We start from the raw sequence: 19046 nt of genomic DNA, 5'->3' as shown, positions 1-19046 counted from the left end.
CCGGGGGGCTTCTTCCCGGTAGGGGGCGCGGTATCGGGGCGGAGCGTGTAGCTTCCCGGGGACGAGTGGCCCGGCCGGGGGCTGCGCCGGGGCCCGCCGGAGCGGGGGAGGTTGCTCGATGGGCGTGCGGCTCATGGTGGTCGACGATCATCGTCTGCTGGCGGAGGCGCTCGCCTCGGCGCTGAAACTGCGCGGGCACCGGGTGCTGGCGGCGGCCGCGCCGAGTGCGGGGGCCGCGGAGCTGGTGGTGAGCCGGGCGCCCGAGGTGTGCCTGCTGGGTACCGCTGCGCCGGCCCGGCCGGGGGCCTTCGACCCGGTCGTACGGATCAAGAAGGAGCGGCCGCAGGTCGCGGTGGTGGTGTTGGGGCCGGTGCCCAGTCCGCGGGGGATCGCTGCCGCTTTCGCCGCCGGGGCTTCGGGCTATGTCCGTAATGACGAGCGGATCGAGGGTGTCGAGCGCGCCATGATGAAGGCGCGGGCGGGGGAGTCGGCGGTCTCGCCGCAGTTGTTGCAGCAGGCCTTCGAGGAGTTGCTGCACCCCGCGGCGCAGCCGGACGACGAGGGGGCGCGGCTGCTGGAGCTGCTCACCCCGCGTGAGGTCGAGGTGCTGATGCGGGTGGCGGACGGGGAGGACACCCGGCTGATCGCGGCGGGGATGGATATCGCGCCCAGTACGGCGCGGACGCATGTCCAGCGGGTGTTGATGAAGCTGGAGGTGGGCTCCCGGCTGGAGGCCGCCGCGCTGGCGGCGCGTACGGGCCTGCTGGACCGGGCCGGCGGGCAGGCCGCGCGCGCCACGGCGGCGGGACCGGACGCACCGGTGCCGCCGCCCGGGTAACGACGCGATCAGCCCTTCGCCGCCCCGCCGTCCGCCGCATGCCCCTCATCCGCCATCTCCCCCGCCGCCGGCGGAACCGCCGGCCGCAGCTGCTGCCAGACCAGGAAGAACAGGCCGAGGGCGAGCACGCCCAGCCCCGTCCAGAGGTTGATGTTGATGTTTTGGGCCTTCTTCAGGTCCGCGTCGGTCGCCATCAGGCCGGCGATGGTGACGATGACGCCGTAGACGGTGAACAGGCCGCCGATGATGCGCCGTACGTCGAAGAGCCGCGCGGCGGTCGCCGATTCGCGTGCCAGTTCCTCGACCTCGTGCTGGTGGTCACTCATGGGTGTGTCAACTCCGCTGGTTCAGGCAGGTCAGAGGGAGAACGGGAGGTAGCAGAGGGCGGCGAGGACGACGGCGCCCCAGCCCAGCAGGGCGGGCCTGCGGTACCAGGCGTCGTCGCCCTCGGCCGGCAGCTCGGCCATGCCGGGGGACCTCGTGCCGTAGACCAGGCCGGCCAGCGACTCGGCGGACTTGGGCTCGGTGAACAGGGTGACCACGAACATCACGAGCGCGCCGACGACGAAGGCGACGATGGAGGAGACGAAGTTGGCGCCCTGGTCGGAGGGGAGCGCGATGATGCCCTGCTTGTAGAGCCAGAAGTAGTTGACCATCGCGGCCGCGGTGCCGGAGAGCAGGCCCCAGAAGCCGGCCGCGGCGCTGGTGCGCTTCCAGAACATGCCGATGATGAAGACGACGAACAGCGGCACGTTGAAGAAGGAGAACAGCGTCTGGAGGTAGTTCATGATGTTGCTGAAGGACGAGGCGATGAAGGCCGTGCCCATGCCGATCAGCACGCCGACCGCGGTGACCACCCGGCCCGTCTTCAGGTAGTGCGCGTCATCGCGGCCCTTCTTCAGGTACGCCGCCCATATGTCGTTGGTGAAGACGGTGTTGAACGACGAGACGTTGGCGGCCATGCCGGCCATGAAGGCGGCGAGCAGGCCGGTGACGGCGATGCCCAGGACGCCGTTGGGGAGCAGGTCGCGCATCAGCACCGGGATCGCGTCGTTGTACTGGAGCCCGTCCTTGGACTTGCCCAGCGTCGGCTCCATGACCAGCGCGATCAGGCCGGGGATGACGACCACCAGCGGGATGAAGATCTTGGGGAAGGCGGCGATCAGCGGGGTGCGCTTGGCGGCGGAGAGGTTCTTCGCGGACAGCGCGCGCTGCACCTCGGCGAAGTTGGTGGTCCAGTAGCCAAAGCTCATCACGAAGCCGAGGCCGAGCACGATGGTCAGCCAGTTCGCGCCGAGCGGGTTGGCCTCGCCGATGCCGGTGCCCTTCCAGGCGGTGAGGAAGGCGTCCCCGTGTGAAGAGGAGAGTGAGTCGGTCAGGCCGTCCCAGCCGCCGACGCGCTTGAGGCCGACGATGGTCAGCGGGATCAGCGCGGCCAGGATGACGAAGAACTGGAGTACCTCGTTGTAGATCGCCGAGGACAGGCCGCCGATGGTGATGTACGCGAGGACGAAGAAGCCGGCGACCACGATCGCGACCCACTGCGGCCAGCCGAGCAGCGCCTGGAGCACGATCGCCATGGCGTAGAGGTTCACGCCCGCGATCAGTACGGAGGAGACGGCGAAGATGACCGAGCTGAGCAGGTGCGAGGAGGGGCCGAAGCGGTGCAGCAGGAACTCCGGCACCGAGCGGACCTTGGAGCCGTAGTAGAACGGCATCATCACCAGGCCGAGGAAGACCATCGCCGGGATGGCGCCGATCCAGTACCAGTGGACGGTGTAGGCCCCGTACTGCGCGCCGTTGGCGGCCATCCCGAGGATCTCGGTGGCGCCGAGGTTGGCGGCGACGAACGCGAGACCGGTGACCCAGGCGGGCAGTGACCGCCCGGAGAGGAAGAAGTCCAGGCTCGTCTTCACGCTGCGTTTCGCCGCGAATCCGATGCCGAGGACGACGACGAAGTAGAGGGCCAGGATCGTGTAATCGAGCCCGTTGGTAGGGAGCCGTAGCCCCTCGGCCAAGGTGATCATGGTGGGAACTCGCTTCTCTGCGCGATCGGAATGCACAGAAAGCTACGCCCGGGCCTTCAGAAACTGAATACTTTTGTTTGGTTGAGTTGTTGATTCGTGATTGAGCTTGTCGATATGTCGCGAATATCCCCGGGGGATCGGTGCCGCATCCGGTGCTGCGCCTGACATTGACGACGCTGTTTAGTTGTGCTTCATTGTGTTTGTTTGTGTTTGGTCGGCGTGTGAGGAGCTCCGTGAAGAAGACGACGACCCGGCTGGCGGACGGCCGGGAGCTCATCTACTACGACCTGCGCGACGACGCGGTCCGCGGCGAGCGCGACCCCCGCCCCCTCGCCCCCGTCGCCACCGCCGCCGAGATCCGCCACGACCGGCTCCTCGGCGACTCCGTCGCCATCGCCTCGCACCGCCAGGCCCGCACCTACCACCCGCCGGCCGACGAGTGCCCGCTGTGCCCCTCCCGGGACGGCCGGCACTCCGAGATCCCCGCCCCCGACTACGACGTCGCCGTCTTCGAGAACCGCTTCCCGTCCCTCGCCGGCGACAGCGGCCGCTGCGAGGTCGTCTGCTTCACCCCTGACCACGACGCCTCCTTCGCCGACCTCACCGAGGAGCAGGCCGCCCTGGTCCTGGAGGCCTGGACCGACCGCACCGCGGAGCTCTCTCAACTCCCGGGCGTGGAACAGGTCTTCTGCTTCGAGAACCGCGGCGCGGAGATCGGCGTCACCCTCGGCCACCCGCACGGCCAGATCTACGCGTACCCCTTCGTCACCCCGCGCACCGCGCGCATGCTCACCTCGGTGGCCGCGCACCGCGAGGCCACCGGCCGCAACCTCTTCGACGACACGGTCGCCGACGAGCTGGCCGACGGCCGCCGGATCGTCCTGGAGGGCGAGCACTGGGTGGCCTTCGTCCCGTACGCCGCCCACTGGCCCTACGAGGTGCACCTCTACCCCAAGCGCCGGGTCCCCGACCTGCTCGCCCTCGACGACGCCGCGCGCACAGAATTCCCCCAGCTCTATCTGGAAGTCTTGCGGCGCTTCGACCGGATCTTCGAGGGGGCCGGCGGCGGGAGCGGGGAGCCGGCGGCCGCCGCCCGCACGCCGTACATCGCCGCCTGGCACCAGGCGCCGCTGCGCGCCGGGCACCGTGCAGATTTCGCGCTGCACCTCGAGCTTTTCACCATCCGCCGTACTTCCGGCAAGCTGAAGTTTCTCGCGGGTTCCGAATCCGGCATGAACGTGTTCATCAACGACGTGCCGCCGGAGGCCGCGGCCGACCGACTGCGAGAGGTAGCGAGCGAGTGAGCAAGAAGTACCTGGTCACCGGTGGTGCGGGATACGTCGGCAGCGTCGTCGCGGCACATCTGCTCCAGGCCGGCCACGAGGTGACCGTGCTGGACGATCTGTCCACCGGCCACCGCGAGGGCATCCCCGCCGGTGCCCATTTCATCGAGGGCCGCATCCAGGACGCGGCGAAGTGGCTCGACCCCTCCTACGACGCGGTGCTGCACTTCGCCGCCTTCTCGCAGGTGGGCGAGTCCGTCGTGAACCCCGAGAAGTACTGGCGCAACAACGTCGGCGGCACCATGGACCTGCTCGCCGCGATGCGCGACGCCGGCGTCCGCACCCTGGTCTTCTCCTCCACCGCCGCCACCTACGGCGAGCCGAGGTCCACCCCGATCACCGAGTCGGCCGAGACCGCGCCCACCAGCCCGTACGGTGCCAGCAAGCTCGCCGTCGACCACATGATCAGCGGGGAGGCCGCCGCCCACGGTCTGGCCGCCGTCTCGCTGCGCTACTTCAATGTCGCCGGCGCCTACGGCAGCTGCGGTGAGCGCCACGACCCCGAGTCGCACCTGATCCCGCTGGTCCTCCAGGTCGCCCAGGGCAAGCGCGCGGCGATCTCCGTCTTCGGCGAGGACTACCCCACCCCCGACGGCACCTGCGTCCGCGACTACATCCACGTCGCCGACCTCGCCGAGGCCCACCTCCTCGCGCTCGACGCGGCGACCGCCGGTGAGCACCTGATCTGCAACCTCGGCAACGGCAACGGCTTCTCCGTCCGCGAGGTCATCGAGACCGTCCGCAAGGTGACCGGGCACCCCGTCCCGGAGGTGGTCGCCCCGCGCCGCGGCGGCGACCCCGCCGTGCTGGTGGCCTCCGCGCAGACCGCCACCGACCGCCTCGGCTGGCGGCCCGCCCGCGCCGACCTCGCCGGTATCGTCGCCGACGCCTGGGAGTTCGCGCAGCACCTCGACCGGACCAAGGAGTCCTGATGACCGCACACGGAGCCGCCGTCCCGGCCACCGAGCGCCCGCACCGCGCTCAGCACACCGCCGCGCAGTTCGCCGCGGTGTACGGCGCCGCCCCCACGGGCACCTGGGCGGCGCCCGGCCGGGTCAACCTGATCGGTGAACACACCGATTACAACGACGGTTTCGTGATGCCGCTGGCCCTCCCGCACACCACCCTCGCCGCCGCCTCGGCCCGCACCGACGGGGTGCTGCGGCTGCACTCCGGCGGCGCCGACGGCGGCATCGTCGAACTGCGCCTCGACGAGCTCCGGCCCGCTCCCCAGGGAGGCTGGGCCGCCTACCCGGCGGGCGTCGTCTGGGCGATGCGGGAGGCCGGTCTGCCCGTCGGCGGCGCGGATCTGCACTTCGAGAGCACGGTGCCGACCGGCGCCGGACTCTCCTCCTCCGCCGCCCTGGAGGTCGTCACCGCGCTCGCCCTCAACGACCTCTACGCGCTCGGCCAGGAGCCGCAGCGGCTGGCACAGCTCGCCCAGCGCGCCGAGAACGCCTTCGTCGGCGTGCCCTGCGGAATCATGGACCAGACCGCCGCGGCCTGCTGCACCGAGGGCCACGTCCTGTTCCTGGACACCCGCGACCTCACCCGGCGCCAGGTCCCGTTCGACCTGGCGGGGGAGGGGCTGCGGCTTCTCGTGGTCGACACCCGGGTGAAGCATGAGCTGGGGGACGGCGCATACGCGGAGCGGCGCGCCGGCTGCGAGCGTGGCGCGCGGGCGCTCGGGGTGCGTGCCCTGCGCGAGGTGCCCTACGAGCATCTGCCCGAGGCGCTGGCCGGGCTGGCCGGCGAGCCCGACGTCCAGGCCCTCGTCCGGCACATCGTCACCGAGAACCACCGCGTCGAAGAGGTCATCGGCTGCCTCGACGCGGGCCGCACCCGCGCCATCGGCCCGCTGCTGACGGCCGGTCATGCCTCGCTCCGCGACGACTTCAAGATCTCCTGCCGCGAGCTCGATCTCGCCGTCGACTCCGCGCTGGCGGCGGGCGCCCTCGGGGCCCGGATGACCGGCGGCGGCTTCGGCGGCTCGGCCATCGTGCTCGTCGAGGAGGCGGCCGCCCCGGCCGTCGGCGCGGCGGTCACCGAGGCGTTCGCGGCGGCCGGTCATGCCGCCCCGCGGATCTTCGAGGCCGTCGCCGGCGCGGGGGCGCACCGCGTCGCGTAGGGCGCGCCGGACGGCGTGAAGCCGCCGGACAGGCACCGAATGGCCCGGTGGGCGGAGCAGTTTCGTCAATCACCTTCCCTCGCCGCACCCCGTCCGTACGCTGGGAACCTGCACCGGTGGGGGCCGGTGCCGATCAGGGGGCGAGACCGTTCGGGTACGGCGCCCGGGGTGGGGTAGTCATGTCGGCACGGCGGCGGTCGTGCGGCTGAGGCGATCTTCAATCCGGGCGTCGTGCCCGCTATGGTCCGTTCACCGAGACAGGGGGTCTCTGTGCAACGCATCCGGGTTCTGGTGGTCGACGACCACCGCATCTTCGCCGAATCCCTGGCGGCCGCGCTCGCCGCGGAACAGGACGTGGACGTCGCGGCCGCGGGCAGCGCCCCCGCTGCCCTGCGCAATCTGGACCGCGCGGCTACCGACGGCCGCCGCTTCGACGTGCTGCTTGCCGACGCCGACCTCGCCGCGCCGCTGCTCGCGGTGCCCGCCCAGGGAGCGGTCCGCGACGCGGTGCCGCGTGCCGTGCCGCGGGACGGCATCGCGCTGGTCTCCGGCCTGCGCACCAGCCATCCGTATCTGCGCACCGTCGTCCTCGCCGACCGCGACGACCCGCGCCGCGCGGCCGCCGCCCTACAGGCCGGTGCCTCCGGCTGGGTCGCCAAGGACTGCTCGCTCTCCCGGCTGCTGGCCGTGATCCGCGGCGTCCTCCGGGACGAGACGCATCTGCCGCCCGCGCTGCTGACCGGTGTCCTGCGGGAGTTGACGGCCGCCCGCAAGCACCGCTCCGAGAGCGAGCGGCTGGTGGAGTCGCTGACTCCGCGCGAGCGTGAGGTGCTGCGCTGCATGGTGGCGGGCCTGGGCCGCAAGGCGGTCGCCGAGCGGCTGTTCCTCTCCCCGCACACGGTCCGTACCCATATGCAGAACGTGCTCGGCAAGCTCGGCGTGCACTCCACCCTCGCGGCGGTGGCCCTGGCCCGCCGGGCCGGGGTCGGCCCGGTCGAGCTGGAGACGGCGGCCGCGGCGGCGTCGGTGCCGGTGCCGTGACGGGGTGGGGCGGGGCGCGGCGGCGGTGAGGGACGCTCACCGCCCTGGCTCCGGCCCTCGCCCGTCGTCCTAAGGCTCCGTCAGCACGGCCACGCCCCGGGGGCCCAGCGTGATCCGGTCGACGGCATCGGCCCCGGCTCCAATTGCGGCCCCGTCCCCGGCCGCCCCGTCCGCTCCCGCGAGCGCATCCCGCATCGGCGACGGCAGCCCCACCTCGACGGCCTCCGCCCCGTGGTGGAGCAGGAAGAGATAGCGTCCGCCGGTGCCCTCGCGGACGGTGGCCTGGACGCCCGGCGGCAGACCCGGCAGTACGGGGCCCACCCCGGCCGCCGCGCGGACATCGTCCAGCAGGGCCCGCATCAGCGCCGGTTCGAGCCGGGTGCCGACGTACCAGACCGTGCCGCGCCCGTAGGAGTGCCGGGTGACCGCGGGCCGGCCGGCCGGCTCCCCGTCCGTGAAGTGGGCGAGCGCTTCGGCTCCTTCGAGGTCGAGGGCCTCCGACCACAGGTCCGCCCGCCCCGTGTAGGTCCCGCCGCCAACGCCCACCGACCGGCCCTCGTCCAGCGGCCAGAACTCCGCCACCCGCAGCCCCAGCAGCGCCCGCAGCGGCGCCGGGTAGCCGCCGGGGTGCACCCGGTCGTGCTCGTCGACGATGCCGGAGAAGAACGACACCAGCAGCTGCCCGCCGTCGCGTACATAGGCGGCCAGCCGCTCGGCATCCGGTGCGGTGAGCAGATACAGGTTGGGCGCCACGACCAGCCGATAGGCGGACAGGTCGCGTTGCGGCGGGAGCACATCGCAGGCCACGCCCGCCTCGAACAGCGGACGGTAGTGGTCCAGCGCGATACGGGAGTGGTCCAGCGCGGTCGACGGCTTGGAGTCCAGCTCCAGCGCCCACCAGCTGTGCCAGTCCGCCAGCAGCGCCACCTCGGCCCGCGACCGGGTCCCCTCGATTCCCGGCAGCGACGCCAACTCGCGCCCCAGTTCCGTCACTTCGCGGAAGATGCGGGTGTCGGTCCCGCCGTGCGGCAGCATCGCCGAGTGGAACTTCTCCGCGCCGCCCAGCGACTGCCGCCACTGGAAGAACAGCACCGCGTCCGCACCCTGGGCGACGGCCTGCCAGCTCCACAGCCGCATCGCGCCGGGCGGCTTGGGGCCGTTGCGGGGGCGCCAGTTGACCGCGCTGGGTGCCTGTTCCAGCAGCATCCAGGGCTGTCCGGAGCGCGCCGAGCGCATCAGATCGAAGACATAGCCGGCCCGGACGTGGTCGTCGGGCACATAGGGATCCTGGTAGAAGTCCAGCGCCATCGTGTCCATATGGGGCGACCAGGCGAAGGCGTCGACCGGTTTGTGCTGCGGCATCAGATTGGTGGTGGCCGGAATTGCTGGGGTGACCCGTTCGAGCACCTGCTTTTCGGCCAGATAGCAGGTGCGCAGCGCCTCGTCGCCGAAGCGCAGATAGTCCAGCTGCTGGGCGGGGTTGGGGAAGGTGGGCGCGGTGCGGGGCGGCAGCACCTCGTCGAAGTCGCCGTACGCCTGCGACCAGAAGGCCGTCGACCAGGCGGCGTTCAGCGCGCCGACGGTCCCGTACCGCTCACGCAGCCAGCGCCGGAAGTCCGCCGCCGACACGTCGCAGTAGCAGTGGCGGGTGTGGCAGCCGTACTCGTTGCCGATGTGCCACATGGCGAGCGCGGGGTGGCCGCCGTAGCGGTCGGCGAGCTGTTCGACGAGGCGTACGGCGTGGGTGCGGTAGACGGGGCTGGAGGGGCAGTAGTGCTGCCGGCCGCCGGGCCAGCGGCGCCGGCCGTCGGCGTCCTCGGGCAGGATCTCCGGGTGCGCGCGGGAGAGCCACGGCGGTGGTGAGGCGGTCATGGTCGCCAGACAGACGGCGATCCCGGCGCCCGCCAGCCCGTCCATGACGCGGTCGAACCAGCCGAAGTCCCAGGCCCCGGGCCGGGGTTCGACCTTGGCCCAGGAGAAGATCCCGGCGGTGACCATGGTGACATGGGCCGCCTTCATCAGCTTCAGATCCTCGGCCCACACCTCCTCGGGCCACTGCTCGGGGTTGTAGTCGCCGCCGAAATGGATGCCCATGGATTCCCCTACGGATCGATGGATTCCCTACGGATCGAAGCCCGGACGGGGCGCCGCCGCCCCGCCGCCAGCAGCCACGGCGCACGCCTCACGAGGAGTTCTTGTACACGCTCCAGCCGCCGTCGACGACGAGGCTCGCCCCGGTGACGAAGGACGCCTCGGGGGAGAGCAGAAAGGCGATGACCGCGGCGACCTCCTCGGGCCGCCCCAGCCGTCGCGCCGCCGTCTCCGCGGCGCTGGCCTGCCGCTCCTCCTCGCCGATCCCGTCCCAGGCCGCGGTCAGCACGGGACCCGGCAGCACGCTGTTGACCCGCACCTCCGGCCCGTATTCGACGGCCAGTTGACGGCCCAGACCGGTCAGCCCGGCTTTCGCCGCGGCGTAGGCGGGCCGCCCCGGCAGCCCCACCAGGGCGTGCACGGACGAGGTCAGCACCACCGCGCCGCCGCGCGCCCGCAGATCCGGCAGGGCGGCCCGTACGCCGAGGAACGAACCGGTGAGGTTGACCGCCAGCTGCCGGTCCCAGTCCGCGAGCGAGGTGTGGTCGGCGGCCGCCACCTGCGCCAGGAAGGCGTTGCTGACCAGCCCGTCCACCGGGCCGTAGCGCCGCCGCGCCGCCTCGACGGCCCGCCGCCAGTCGTCCTCGGCCGCCACCTCGCAGTGCTCGTACGAGGCATGGCCGCCGGCCGCCCGGATGCGCCGCGCGGTGCGTTCGCCGCGCGCGTCGTCGATGTCCAGCAGCAGCACCCCGGCGCCCTCGGCCGCCAGCCGGTCGGCGGTGGCCGCCCCGATCCCGGCGGCGGCCCCGGTCACCAGGACCGTACGGCCCTCGAACCGCCTGCCGTACGGGCCGTTCGGCGGGTGCGATGCGCGCTGCTGGCTCATGGCGCGATCCAAGCCCACGGGGCGAGCGGCGGGCAAGGGCACGGAGAAGGAGAGGGGCGCACACGGATTCAGGGGGCGCGCGCCACCTTCTTCCGCGCCGCCAAATGCGGTGCGCCAACCGGTCGTACGCCGGTGCGGGAAAGCCCCGCCGGACGCGCCCGGGGCAGCCGGGCCCCTGAGCCGCTAGCCGGGGGTGTTGTCGAACGGGCCGGTCAACTTCCGCAGCAGTCCGGCCAGTTCGCCGCGCTGCTGCCGGGAGAGCTCGGCGAGAATCGCGCGCTCCTGGATCAGCAGTCCGGCCAGCGACCGGTCCGCCTTGTCCCGGCCCTCCGCGGTCAGCCTGACCAGCACGCCGCGCCGGTCACTGGGGTCGGGCAGCCGCTCGACGAGGTTCTTCTTGGCCAGCCGGTCGATGCGGTTGGTCATCGTCCCCGAGGTGACCAGTGTCTGCGTCAGCAGCGCCCCGGGGGAGAGCTGATACGGCGCCCCGGCGCGCCGCAGCGCGGTGAGCACATCGAACTCCCAGGGCTCCAGGCCCACCTCGGAAAAGGCGATACGGCGGGCCCGGTCAAGGTGCCTGGCCAGCCGGGAGACGCGGCTGAGGACCTCAAGCGGCTCCACGTCGAGGTCCGGGCGCTCGCGGCGCCATGCTGCGACCAGTCGGTCGACCTCGTCCTCCATGACGATCAGTGTAGAGGGTCTGTCGACATGAAGTCTCTTGACGTCGAGATATATTTCGCTGGACTATGGGCATCGTCGGCGGGGGCTCGGTTTCCAGCCGAGACGGCCCGAACCAGACCGTGCCAGCCTTGTATCAGCCCTGCATCGGCAAAGGGGTTTCGAACATGCACGACGCACCAACCTGGGATCCGCAGCAATACCTCCGCCACTCCGGGCACCGTACCCGTCCGTTCCACGACCTGCTCAACCGGATACCCGACCTGCCCCGGCAGGACCGCGCCGCCCGCATCGCCGACCTCGGCTGCGGCCCCGGCAACGTCACGGCCCAGCTCACCACCCGCTGGCCCGACGCGCACATCACCGGATACGACAACTCCCCGGAGATGCTCAAAGAGGCCGAGACCTACGCCGGCCCCACCCCCGGCGGCGGCCACCTCGACTTCGCCCCCGCCGATGCCGCCGACTGGACGCCCGAGGAGACCTACGACCTGATCGTCTCCAACGCGGCCCTCCAGTGGGTCCCCAACCACCCGGACTCCTTCGCCCGCTGGATCGAGGCCCTCGCCCCCGGCGGCACCTTCGCCTTCCAGGTCCCCGGCAACTTCACCTCACCCAGCCACGCCCTCCTCGGCGAACTGTGTGACGCCCCCCAGTGGCGCGAGCGGCTCACCACCCACGGCCGCCGCTTCGTCCATGTCCTCGAACCGGCCGACTACCTGGAGCGCCTCGCCGACCTCGGCTGCGCCGCCGACGTCTGGGAAACGACCTACGTCCAGCTCCTGGCGGGCGACGATCCGGTCCTCGACTGGGTCAAGGGCACCGCCCTGCGCCCCGTCCTCACCGCCCTGGAGCACGACCCGGCCGCCCGCGAAGCCTTCCTCGCCGAATACCGCGACGCCCTCCGCAAGGCCTACCCCACCGGCCGCCACGGCACGGTTTTCCCCTTCCGCCGCATCTTCGCCGTCGCCCGGAAGCCGGCCGCCGACTGACGCCTGCTGCCCCCGACGCTCCCCCTCCGAGGTGACCCCACGCCGTGATCACCGGCCTCGACCACTGCCGGCTCGCCGCGCAGAACGCTGGTGGTTCGGGGCCGGTACGGGACCTCAGTTCTTCCGATGCCCTATCAACCGCGGCCTGGCTTCCAGATTGCCCAGACCGTGCCAGGCCAGGTTGACGAGGTGGGCCGCCACCTCGGCCTTCTTCGGCTTGCGGGTGTCCACCCACCACTGGCCGGTCAGGGCGACCATGCCGACGAGGGCCTGCGCGTAGAGCGGGGCCAGCTTCGGGTCGAAGCCGCGGGCCTTGAATTCCAGGCCCAGGATGTCCTCGACCTGGGTGGCGATATCGCTGATGAGAGAGGCGAAGGTGCCCGTCGACTGGGCCACGGGGGAGTCGCGGACCAGGATGCGGAAGCCGTCGGTGAAGGTCTCGATGTAGTCGAGCAGCGCGAAGGCCGCCTGTTCGAGGAGTTCGCGGGGATGGCCGGCGGTCAGTGCGCCCGTCACCATGTCCAGCAGCTGCCGCATCTCGCGGTCCACCACCACCGCGTACAGGCCCTCCTTGCCGCCGAAGTGCTCGTAGACCACCGGCTTGGACACCCCGGCCTTCGCCGCGATCTCCTCCACCGAGGTGCCCTCGTAGCCCCGCTCGGCAAAGAGCGTGCGACCGATGTCCAGCAGCTGCTCCCGGCGCTCCGCTCCGGTCATCCGGACCCTGCGGGCCCGTCGCGTGCCCGCGGAGGAAGACTTGCCCTTGTTGCCGCTGGTACTGCTGTCGTCGATCGCCACCCGTCAATCATGCCTTCCTCGCTACCGCCGGGCGGCACCCCCGGCAGCCTTCTCCGCGCGTCGGGCATCGAGACGGGACGCGTCCGGCCACCGGACGTCATACGCCCAGCCCGCCTTCTCGAACCAGCGGATCAAGCGGGCGCTGGAGTCCAGCTGCCCCTTCATCACCCCGTGCCGGGCGCTGGTCGGGTCCGCGTGGTGCAGGTTGTGCCAGGACTCGCCGCACGAGAGGACGGCCAGCCACCAGACGTTCCCGGAGCGGTCGCGGGACTTGAAGGGGCGCTTGCCGACGGCGTGGCAGATGGAGTTGATCGACCAGGTGACGTGGTGCAGCAGGGCCACCCGGACCAGGGAACCCCAGAAGAACGCGCTCAGCGCGCCCTGCCAGGACCAGGTCACCAGGCCACCCACCAGCGGCGGGATCAGCAGCGACACCGCCGTCCACAGCACGAACTGGCGGGAGACCGCCCGGATCGCCGGATCCTTGATCAGGTCCGGTGCGTACTTCTGCTGCGGCGTCTGCTCCTCGTCGAACATCCAGCCGATGTGCGCCCACCACAGGCCCTTCATCAGGGCGGGCACCGTCTCGCCGAAGCGCCACGGCGAATGCGGGTCGCCCTCGGCGTCGGAGAACTTGTGGTGCTTGCGGTGATCCGCCACCCAGCGCACCAGCGGCCCCTCCACGGCCAGCGACCCCATGATCGCGAGCGCGATCCGCAGCGGCCGCTTCGCCTTGAACGAACCATGCGTGAAGTAACGGTGGAAGCCGATCGTGATGCCGTGGCAGCCGATGTAGTACATCGCCACCATCAGCGCCAGGTCGAGCCAGCTCACCCCCCAGCCCCAGGCGAGTGGCACCGCGGCCACCAGCGCCACGAACGGGACGGTGATGAACAGCAGGAGCGAGATCTGCTCGACCGACCTGCGCTGCTCACCGCCGAGCGTCGCGGACGGGGCCGGCGCACCGGCGGCCGGACCGACGGCGGAATCGGCGGGAATCGGGGGATCTTCTACGGCTTCAGGACCAGCGGTCATGGTGTCCCTCGTCGGGGGCTCGGGGGCACGGCTACGGCTACGGAACCGTAACCTACGGTCTCGTAAGTATGGCAGTGCCGCCGCCCCGGGCAAGGCCGTGACAGGCGCCACACCCGCCCGGCTGTGACGCAGTGCCCACCCTGCGGACGGTGTGATCTGCGGAGACTGGGCAGACCTATCCTGGGGACGTCGGACAGCGCGGTCCGCAACCCGCCCGCATCAGACCTGCCCAACCCGTCGCCCGTTTCGACCCCACCCATGGGTCACGTGCGACGTCCCTGATCGCCGCAAGGAGCCGCACCTGTGAGCAGCGCCGACAACACCCCGGCCGAGATCGTGTCCATCGAAGGCCCCGAAACCGGCCCGAGCGACAACGTCGCCCTGCGTGCCGACATCCGCCGCCTCGGTGATCTGCTCGGCGAGACCCTCGTCCGACAGGAGGGGAAGGAGCTGCTCGACCTGGTCGAGCAGGTACGCGCCCTGACCCGCTCCGACGGCGAAGCCGCGGCCCGGCTCCTCGGCGACACCGACCTGGCCACCGCCGCCAAGCTGGTGCGCGCCTTCTCCACGTACTTCCACCTCGCGAACGTCACCGAGCAGGTCCACCGCGGCCGCGAGCTGGGCGCCCGGCGTGCCGCCGAGGGCAGCATCCTCGCCCGCACCGCCGACATGCTGAAGGACGCCGACCCCGAGCACCTGCGCGCGACCGCCGGCAACCTCGGCGTACGCCCCGTCTTCACCGCGCACCCCACCGAGGCCGCCCGGCGCTCCGTCCTCACCAAGCTCCGCAAGGTCGCCGAGCTGCTGGACAGTCCCGACGGCGAGCGCCGCCGCGCCGACCTCCGCCTGGCCGAGAACATCGACCTCATCTGGCAGACGGACGAGCTGCGCGTCGCCCGCCCGGAGCCCACCGACGAGGCCCGCAACGCCATCTACTACCTCGACGAGCTGGGCCGCGGCGCGGTCGGCGACGTCCTGGAGGACCTCGCCGCCGAGCTGGAGCGGGCCGGCACCGAGCTGCCCGCCGGCACCCGCCCGCTGACCTTCGGCACCTGGATCGGCGGCGACCGCGACGGCAACCCCAACGTCACCCCGCAGGTGACCTGGGACGTCCTGCTGCTCCAGCACGAGCACGGCATCACCGACGCCCTGGAGCACGTGGACGAGCTGCGCGGCGCGCTGTCCAACTCCATCCGCAACTGCGGAGCCACCGACGAGCTGCTGGAGTCCCTCCAGCGCGACCTCGATGTGCTGCCCGAGATCAGCCCCCGCTACAAGCGGCTGAACAGCGAAGAGCCCTACCGCCTCAAGGCCACCTGCATCCGGCAGAAGCTCGTCAACACCCGCGAGCGGCTGGCCGGCGACACCCCCCACGTTCCCGGCCGCGACTACCTCGGCACCGCGGAGCTCCTCGACGACCTCGCCCTGATCCAGACCTCGCTGCGCGAACACCGCGGCGGTCTGGTCGCCGACGGCCGTCTGGAGCGCACCCTGCGCACCATCGCCGCGTTCGGCCTCCAGCTCGCCACCATGGACATCCGCGAGCACGCCGACGCGCACCACCACGCCCTCGGCCAGCTCTTCGACCGCCTCGGCGAGGAATCCTGGCGTTACGTGGACATGCCGCGTGACTACCGCCGCAAGCTCCTCGCCAAGGAACTGCGCTCGCGCCGTCCGCTGGCCCCCACCCCGGCCCCGCTCGACGAGGCCGGCGCCAAGACGCTCGGCGTCTTCCGCACCATCCTCAAGGCCAAGGACACCTTCGGCCCCGAGGTCATCGAGTCCTACATCATCTCGATGTGCCAGGGCTCCGACGACGTCTTCGCGGCCACCGTCCTCGCCCGCGAGGCCGGCCTGATCGACCTGCACGCCGGCTGGGCCAAGGTCGGCATCGTGCCGCTGCTGGAGACCACCGACGAGCTGAAGATCGCTGACCAGCTGCTCGACGAGATGCTCGCCGACCCCTCCTACCGGCGTCTGGTCGCGCTGCGCGGCGACGTCCAGGAGGTCATGCTCGGCTACTCCGACTCCTCCAAGTTCGGCGGCATCACCACCTCCCAGTGGGAGATCCACCGCGCCCAGCGCCTGCTGCGCGACGTCGCCCACCGGCACGGCGTACGGCTGCGCCTCTTCCACGGCCGCGGCGGCACCGTCGGCCGCGGCGGCGGCCCCTCGCACGACGCGATCCTCGCCCAGCCCTACGGCACCCTCGAAGGCGAGATCAAGGTCACCGAGCAGGGCGAGGTCATCTCCGACAAGTACCTGGTGCCGTCGCTGGCGCGGGAGAACCTGGAGCTGACGGTCGCCGCCACCCTCCAGGCCTCCGCCCTGCACACCGAGCCCCGGCAGTCCGACGAGGCGCTGGCCCGCTGGGACGCGGCCATGGAGAGGGTCTCGGAGGCCGCCCACGGCGCCTACCGCCGCCTCGTCGAGGACCCGGACCTGCCCGCGTACTTCTTCGCCGCCACCCCCGTCGACCAGCTCGCCGAGCTCCACCTGGGCTCCCGCCCCTCCCGCCGCCCCGACTCCGGCGCCGGCCTCGACGGACTGCGCGCCATCCCGTGGGTCTTCGGCTGGACCCAGTCCCGCCAGATCGTCCCCGGCTGGTTCGGCGTCGGCACCGGCCTCAAGGCCGCCCGTGAGGCCGGACTCGACAGCGTGCTGGACGAGATGCACGAGTACTGGCACTTCTTCCGCAACTTCCTGTCCAACGTCACCATGACGCTGGCCAAGACCGACCTGCGGATCGCCCAGCACTACGTCGACACCCTGGTCCCCGACGAGCTCAAGCACGTCTTCGACGTCATCAAGGCCGAGCACGAGCTCACCGTCGCCGAGGTCCTGCGCGTCACCGGCGAAAAGGAGCTCCTCGACTCCAACCCGGTCCTCAAGCAGACCTTCCACATCCGCGACGCCTACCTGGACCCGATCTCCTACCTCCAGGTCTCGCTGCTGGACCGCCAGCGCAGCGCCGCCGAACGCGGTGAGGAGGCCGACCCGGTCCTCGCCCGCGCCCTGCTGCTGACCGTCAACGGTGTCGCCGCCGGACTGCGCAACACCGGCTGATCCGGCCCCGGCACCACATACGGCGGCGGCCCGCCCTCCCACCGAGGAGGACGGGCCGCCGCCGTATCAGCTGTCAGAGAGCCGCGAACGCCGCGCCCAGCAACACCGCGCCCAGCAACCCCATCACCCACGCCGTACGCCGCAGCCGCATCCCCCCGGCCACCACCAGCGCCGCCAGCAGCAACGAGCCCGCGAACGGCACCCACGCATGCAGAATCCCGGCCGCCCCGGTCCGCACCGCGTGCGTCGTCCCCGGTTTGACCGTCACCTCGACCCGGGTGCCCTTGTCCGCGGCACCCTCCGCGATCGACACCTTCGCCAGCCGCCGGGTGTCACCCGACGACGGCACATACGGGCCCGTGCACCGCTCACCCGCACAGGCCGACACCGTCATCATGCCGCGGCCCCGCGCCTTGACGAGCATCGCGTACTGCGCCGTCTGCCAGGACGTCCACACCCCCGCCACCAGCAGGAGCGCCGCCAGCAGGCCCATCAACCCCACCCGGGCGACAAGCAGCGCCCCATAGGCACTCTCACCGACCCGCCGGGTACGACTACGTCTGACCGAACGGGTGCGCGTGCTGCTTCTGGGCATGGCGGCGATCCTTGGCCATCCACCAGCACCCGGTCAACCTCCGAAAACGGTTCGTCAGAGCCTGACCGCACCTGTCCCATTCAGGAGTTGTACGTACTCTGCGCCCGTTCCAGACCGTCGACGATCAGCGTCTCCACCGCATCGGCCGCACGGTCCACGAAATAGTCCAACTCCCGCCGCTCCGCCGCGGAAAAGTCCTTCAGCACGAAATCCGCCACCTGCATCCGGCCCGGCGGACGCCCGATGCCGAACCGCACCCGGTGATACTCCGCCCCCAGCGACTTCGTGATCGACTTCAGACCGTTGTGACCGTTGTCACCGCCGCCCAGCTTCAGCCGCAGCGCACCGTAATCGATATCCAACTCATCGTGAATCGCCACGATGTTGGCGACCGGCACCTTGTAGAAATCCCGCAGCGCGGTCGTCGGCCCACCCGACAGATTCATGAAAGTCCCCGGCTTCGCCACCACCACACGACGGCTCGACGGACCCGGCGCACCACAGCGCCCCTCCACCACCTGCGCCCGCGACTTGTGCGCCTTGAAACGGCCGCCCATCCGCTCCGCCAGCAAATCCGCCACCATGAAGCCCACATTGTGGCGATTACGCGCATACTCCGGGCCCGGGTTACCCAGCCCCACCACCAGCCACGGATCAGCGTCCGCCATCTCAGCCACTCCCACATCCGCCGGCCACACCCGCCGGCCCCGACCGCAACTGCCCATGAAACAGCCCAACCGCCACCCCGCGCCCAAAGGCGCGCGGCAGCGGCTGGACAAAGCGCCGAGAACGCGTCTCAGCGAAAAACGACTCAGGCCTCGGAGCCCTCGGCGCCCTCACCCTCGGCGGCCTCCTCGGCCGGCGCCTCCGCCTGCGCGGCGACGACCTGGAGCACCACGGCGTCGTCCTCAACGGCCAGCGACACACCGGTCGGCAGCGCGATGTCCTTCGCCTGCACCGAGTGACCGGCGTCCAGACCCGCGATGGAGACGGTGACCGACTCCGGGATGTGGGTGGCCTCGGCCTCGACCGGCAGGGTGTTCAGCGAGTACTCGAGCAGGTTGCCGCCCGGGGCCAGCTCGCCCTCGGTGTGGATCGGCAGCTCGACGTTGACCTTCTCGCCCTTCTTCACGGCCAGGAAGTCCGCGTGCACCAGGAAGCCACGGATGGCCTCGCGCTGCACGGCCTTGGGGATGACCAGCTCGCTCTTGCCGTCGAACTCCAGACGCAGCAGGGCGTTCGGGGTCTTCAGGGCCATCATCAGCGCGTGGTTGTTGATCGCCACGTGCTGCGGCTCCGCACCGTGACCGTAGATGACCGCGGGAACCAGGTCGGCGCGGCGCGCACGGCGGGCGGCGCCCTTACCGAAGTCGGTACGGACCTGGGCTTCGAGCTTGACCTCAGCCATGACTGCACTCCTCGTATCTCAGAAATATCTGGTGGGCGTCACCCGGCCCACGACAGACCTGCTACGAAGAGCGCGTCGATAACGGACAGCCACCACAAAGGGGCGGCCTCCCTCGCCGAG

17 protein-coding genes are annotated in these 19046 nt (G+C 71.3%); 7 read left to right on the top strand and 10 right to left on the bottom strand.

What is annotated here, in order from left to right; genetic code table 11:
- Positions 1–118: 118 nt before the first annotated feature.
- Positions 119–838 (top strand): response regulator transcription factor, encoded by a 720-nt coding sequence (locus CP981_RS15975; protein ID WP_085926447.1) that lies wholly within the window; start codon positions 119–121, stop codon positions 836–838.
- An 8-nt stretch (positions 839–846) separates the two neighbouring features.
- Here the strand turns inward: CP981_RS15975 and CP981_RS15970 are convergent, their stop codons facing one another.
- Complete coding sequence (locus CP981_RS15970) at positions 847–1164, bottom strand: hypothetical protein (protein WP_085926446.1); 318 nt, start codon at positions 1162–1164, stop codon at positions 847–849.
- Positions 1165–1194: 30 nt separating this feature from the next.
- On the bottom strand, positions 1195–2865 hold the full coding sequence (locus CP981_RS15965; RefSeq protein WP_085926445.1) for a sodium:solute symporter family protein: 1671 nt from the start codon (positions 2863–2865) through the stop codon (positions 1195–1197).
- A 233-nt stretch (positions 2866–3098) separates the two neighbouring features.
- On the opposite strand from CP981_RS15965, the gene galT reads away from it, so the two are divergent.
- The 4 genes from galT (at position 3099) to CP981_RS15945 (ending at position 7377) form a co-directional block, all read left to right on the top strand.
- Positions 3099–4169: a galactose-1-phosphate uridylyltransferase gene (gene galT / locus CP981_RS15960; RefSeq protein ID WP_085926444.1), complete on the top strand. Its 1071-nt coding sequence runs from the start codon at positions 3099–3101 to the stop codon at positions 4167–4169.
- Positions 4166–5140 (top strand): UDP-glucose 4-epimerase GalE, encoded by a 975-nt coding sequence (gene galE, locus CP981_RS15955; protein WP_085926443.1) that lies wholly within the window; start codon positions 4166–4168, stop codon positions 5138–5140. The genes galT and galE overlap by 4 nt, the downstream gene beginning before the upstream one ends.
- A complete protein-coding gene (galK, locus tag CP981_RS15950) occupies positions 5140–6336 on the top strand; it encodes a galactokinase (RefSeq protein ID WP_085926442.1) in 1197 nt (398 codons plus the stop codon). The genes galE and galK overlap by 1 nt, the downstream gene beginning before the upstream one ends.
- Before the next feature lie 270 nt (positions 6337–6606).
- Positions 6607–7377 carry a response regulator transcription factor gene (locus CP981_RS15945; protein ID WP_085926441.1) on the top strand — a complete coding sequence of 257 codons (771 nt, stop codon included), beginning with the start codon at positions 6607–6609 and terminating at the stop codon, positions 7375–7377.
- A gap of 69 nt (positions 7378–7446) precedes the next feature.
- Here the strand turns inward: CP981_RS15945 and CP981_RS15940 are convergent, their stop codons facing one another.
- From CP981_RS15940 to CP981_RS15930, 3 genes are all read right to left on the bottom strand, one after another.
- Entirely contained in the window at positions 7447–9471 is a 2025-nt protein-coding gene (locus CP981_RS15940) for a beta-galactosidase (RefSeq protein ID WP_085926440.1), read from the bottom strand.
- 88 nt (positions 9472–9559) lie between these two features.
- Positions 9560–10354 (bottom strand): SDR family NAD(P)-dependent oxidoreductase, encoded by a 795-nt coding sequence (locus CP981_RS15935; RefSeq protein ID WP_085926439.1) that lies wholly within the window; start codon positions 10352–10354, stop codon positions 9560–9562.
- A 183-nt stretch (positions 10355–10537) separates the two neighbouring features.
- The gene (locus tag CP981_RS15930) at positions 10538–11035 is read right to left on the bottom strand and encodes a MarR family winged helix-turn-helix transcriptional regulator (protein WP_085926438.1); all 498 of its coding nucleotides are present in this window, start codon (positions 11033–11035) and stop codon (positions 10538–10540) included.
- Positions 11036–11199: 164 nt separating this feature from the next.
- Between CP981_RS15930 and CP981_RS15925 the strand changes: the two genes are divergently transcribed.
- Positions 11200–12024 (top strand): trans-aconitate 2-methyltransferase, encoded by an 825-nt coding sequence (locus tag CP981_RS15925; RefSeq protein WP_085926494.1) that lies wholly within the window; start codon positions 11200–11202, stop codon positions 12022–12024.
- Between the two features lie 114 nt (positions 12025–12138).
- Here CP981_RS15925 and CP981_RS15920 read toward each other — a convergent pair whose 3' ends face one another.
- Both CP981_RS15920 and CP981_RS15915 read right to left on the bottom strand, forming a co-directional pair.
- Entirely contained in the window at positions 12139–12822 is a 684-nt protein-coding gene (locus tag CP981_RS15920; RefSeq protein WP_085926437.1) for a TetR/AcrR family transcriptional regulator, read from the bottom strand.
- A 21-nt stretch (positions 12823–12843) separates the two neighbouring features.
- Positions 12844–13857: an acyl-CoA desaturase gene (locus tag CP981_RS15915; RefSeq protein ID WP_085926436.1), complete on the bottom strand. Its 1014-nt coding sequence runs from the start codon at positions 13855–13857 to the stop codon at positions 12844–12846.
- Between the two features lie 303 nt (positions 13858–14160).
- Between CP981_RS15915 and ppc the strand changes: the two genes are divergently transcribed.
- Entirely contained in the window at positions 14161–16923 is a 2763-nt protein-coding gene (ppc, locus tag CP981_RS15910) for a phosphoenolpyruvate carboxylase (protein WP_425282135.1), read from the top strand.
- A gap of 73 nt (positions 16924–16996) precedes the next feature.
- On the opposite strand, the gene CP981_RS15905 is transcribed toward ppc, so the two are convergent.
- The 3 genes from CP981_RS15905 to CP981_RS15895 form a co-directional block, all read right to left on the bottom strand.
- Positions 16997–17518, bottom strand: a complete 522-nt coding sequence (locus CP981_RS15905; protein WP_085926435.1) for a hypothetical protein — start codon at positions 17516–17518, stop codon at positions 16997–16999.
- An 80-nt stretch (positions 17519–17598) separates the two neighbouring features.
- Positions 17599–18186, bottom strand: a complete 588-nt coding sequence (gene pth, locus CP981_RS15900) for an aminoacyl-tRNA hydrolase (protein ID WP_085926434.1) — start codon at positions 18184–18186, stop codon at positions 17599–17601.
- 143 nt (positions 18187–18329) lie between these two features.
- Complete coding sequence (locus tag CP981_RS15895; RefSeq protein WP_085926433.1) at positions 18330–18926, bottom strand: 50S ribosomal protein L25/general stress protein Ctc; 597 nt, start codon at positions 18924–18926, stop codon at positions 18330–18332.
- Positions 18927–19046 lie beyond the last annotated feature (120 nt).

Origin of the sequence: Streptomyces platensis (assembly GCF_008704855.1) — a bacterium.
Classification (GTDB): Bacteria; Actinomycetota; Actinomycetes; order Streptomycetales; family Streptomycetaceae; genus Streptomyces; species Streptomyces platensis.
This window is presented reverse-complemented; position numbering and strand designations above follow the sequence as displayed.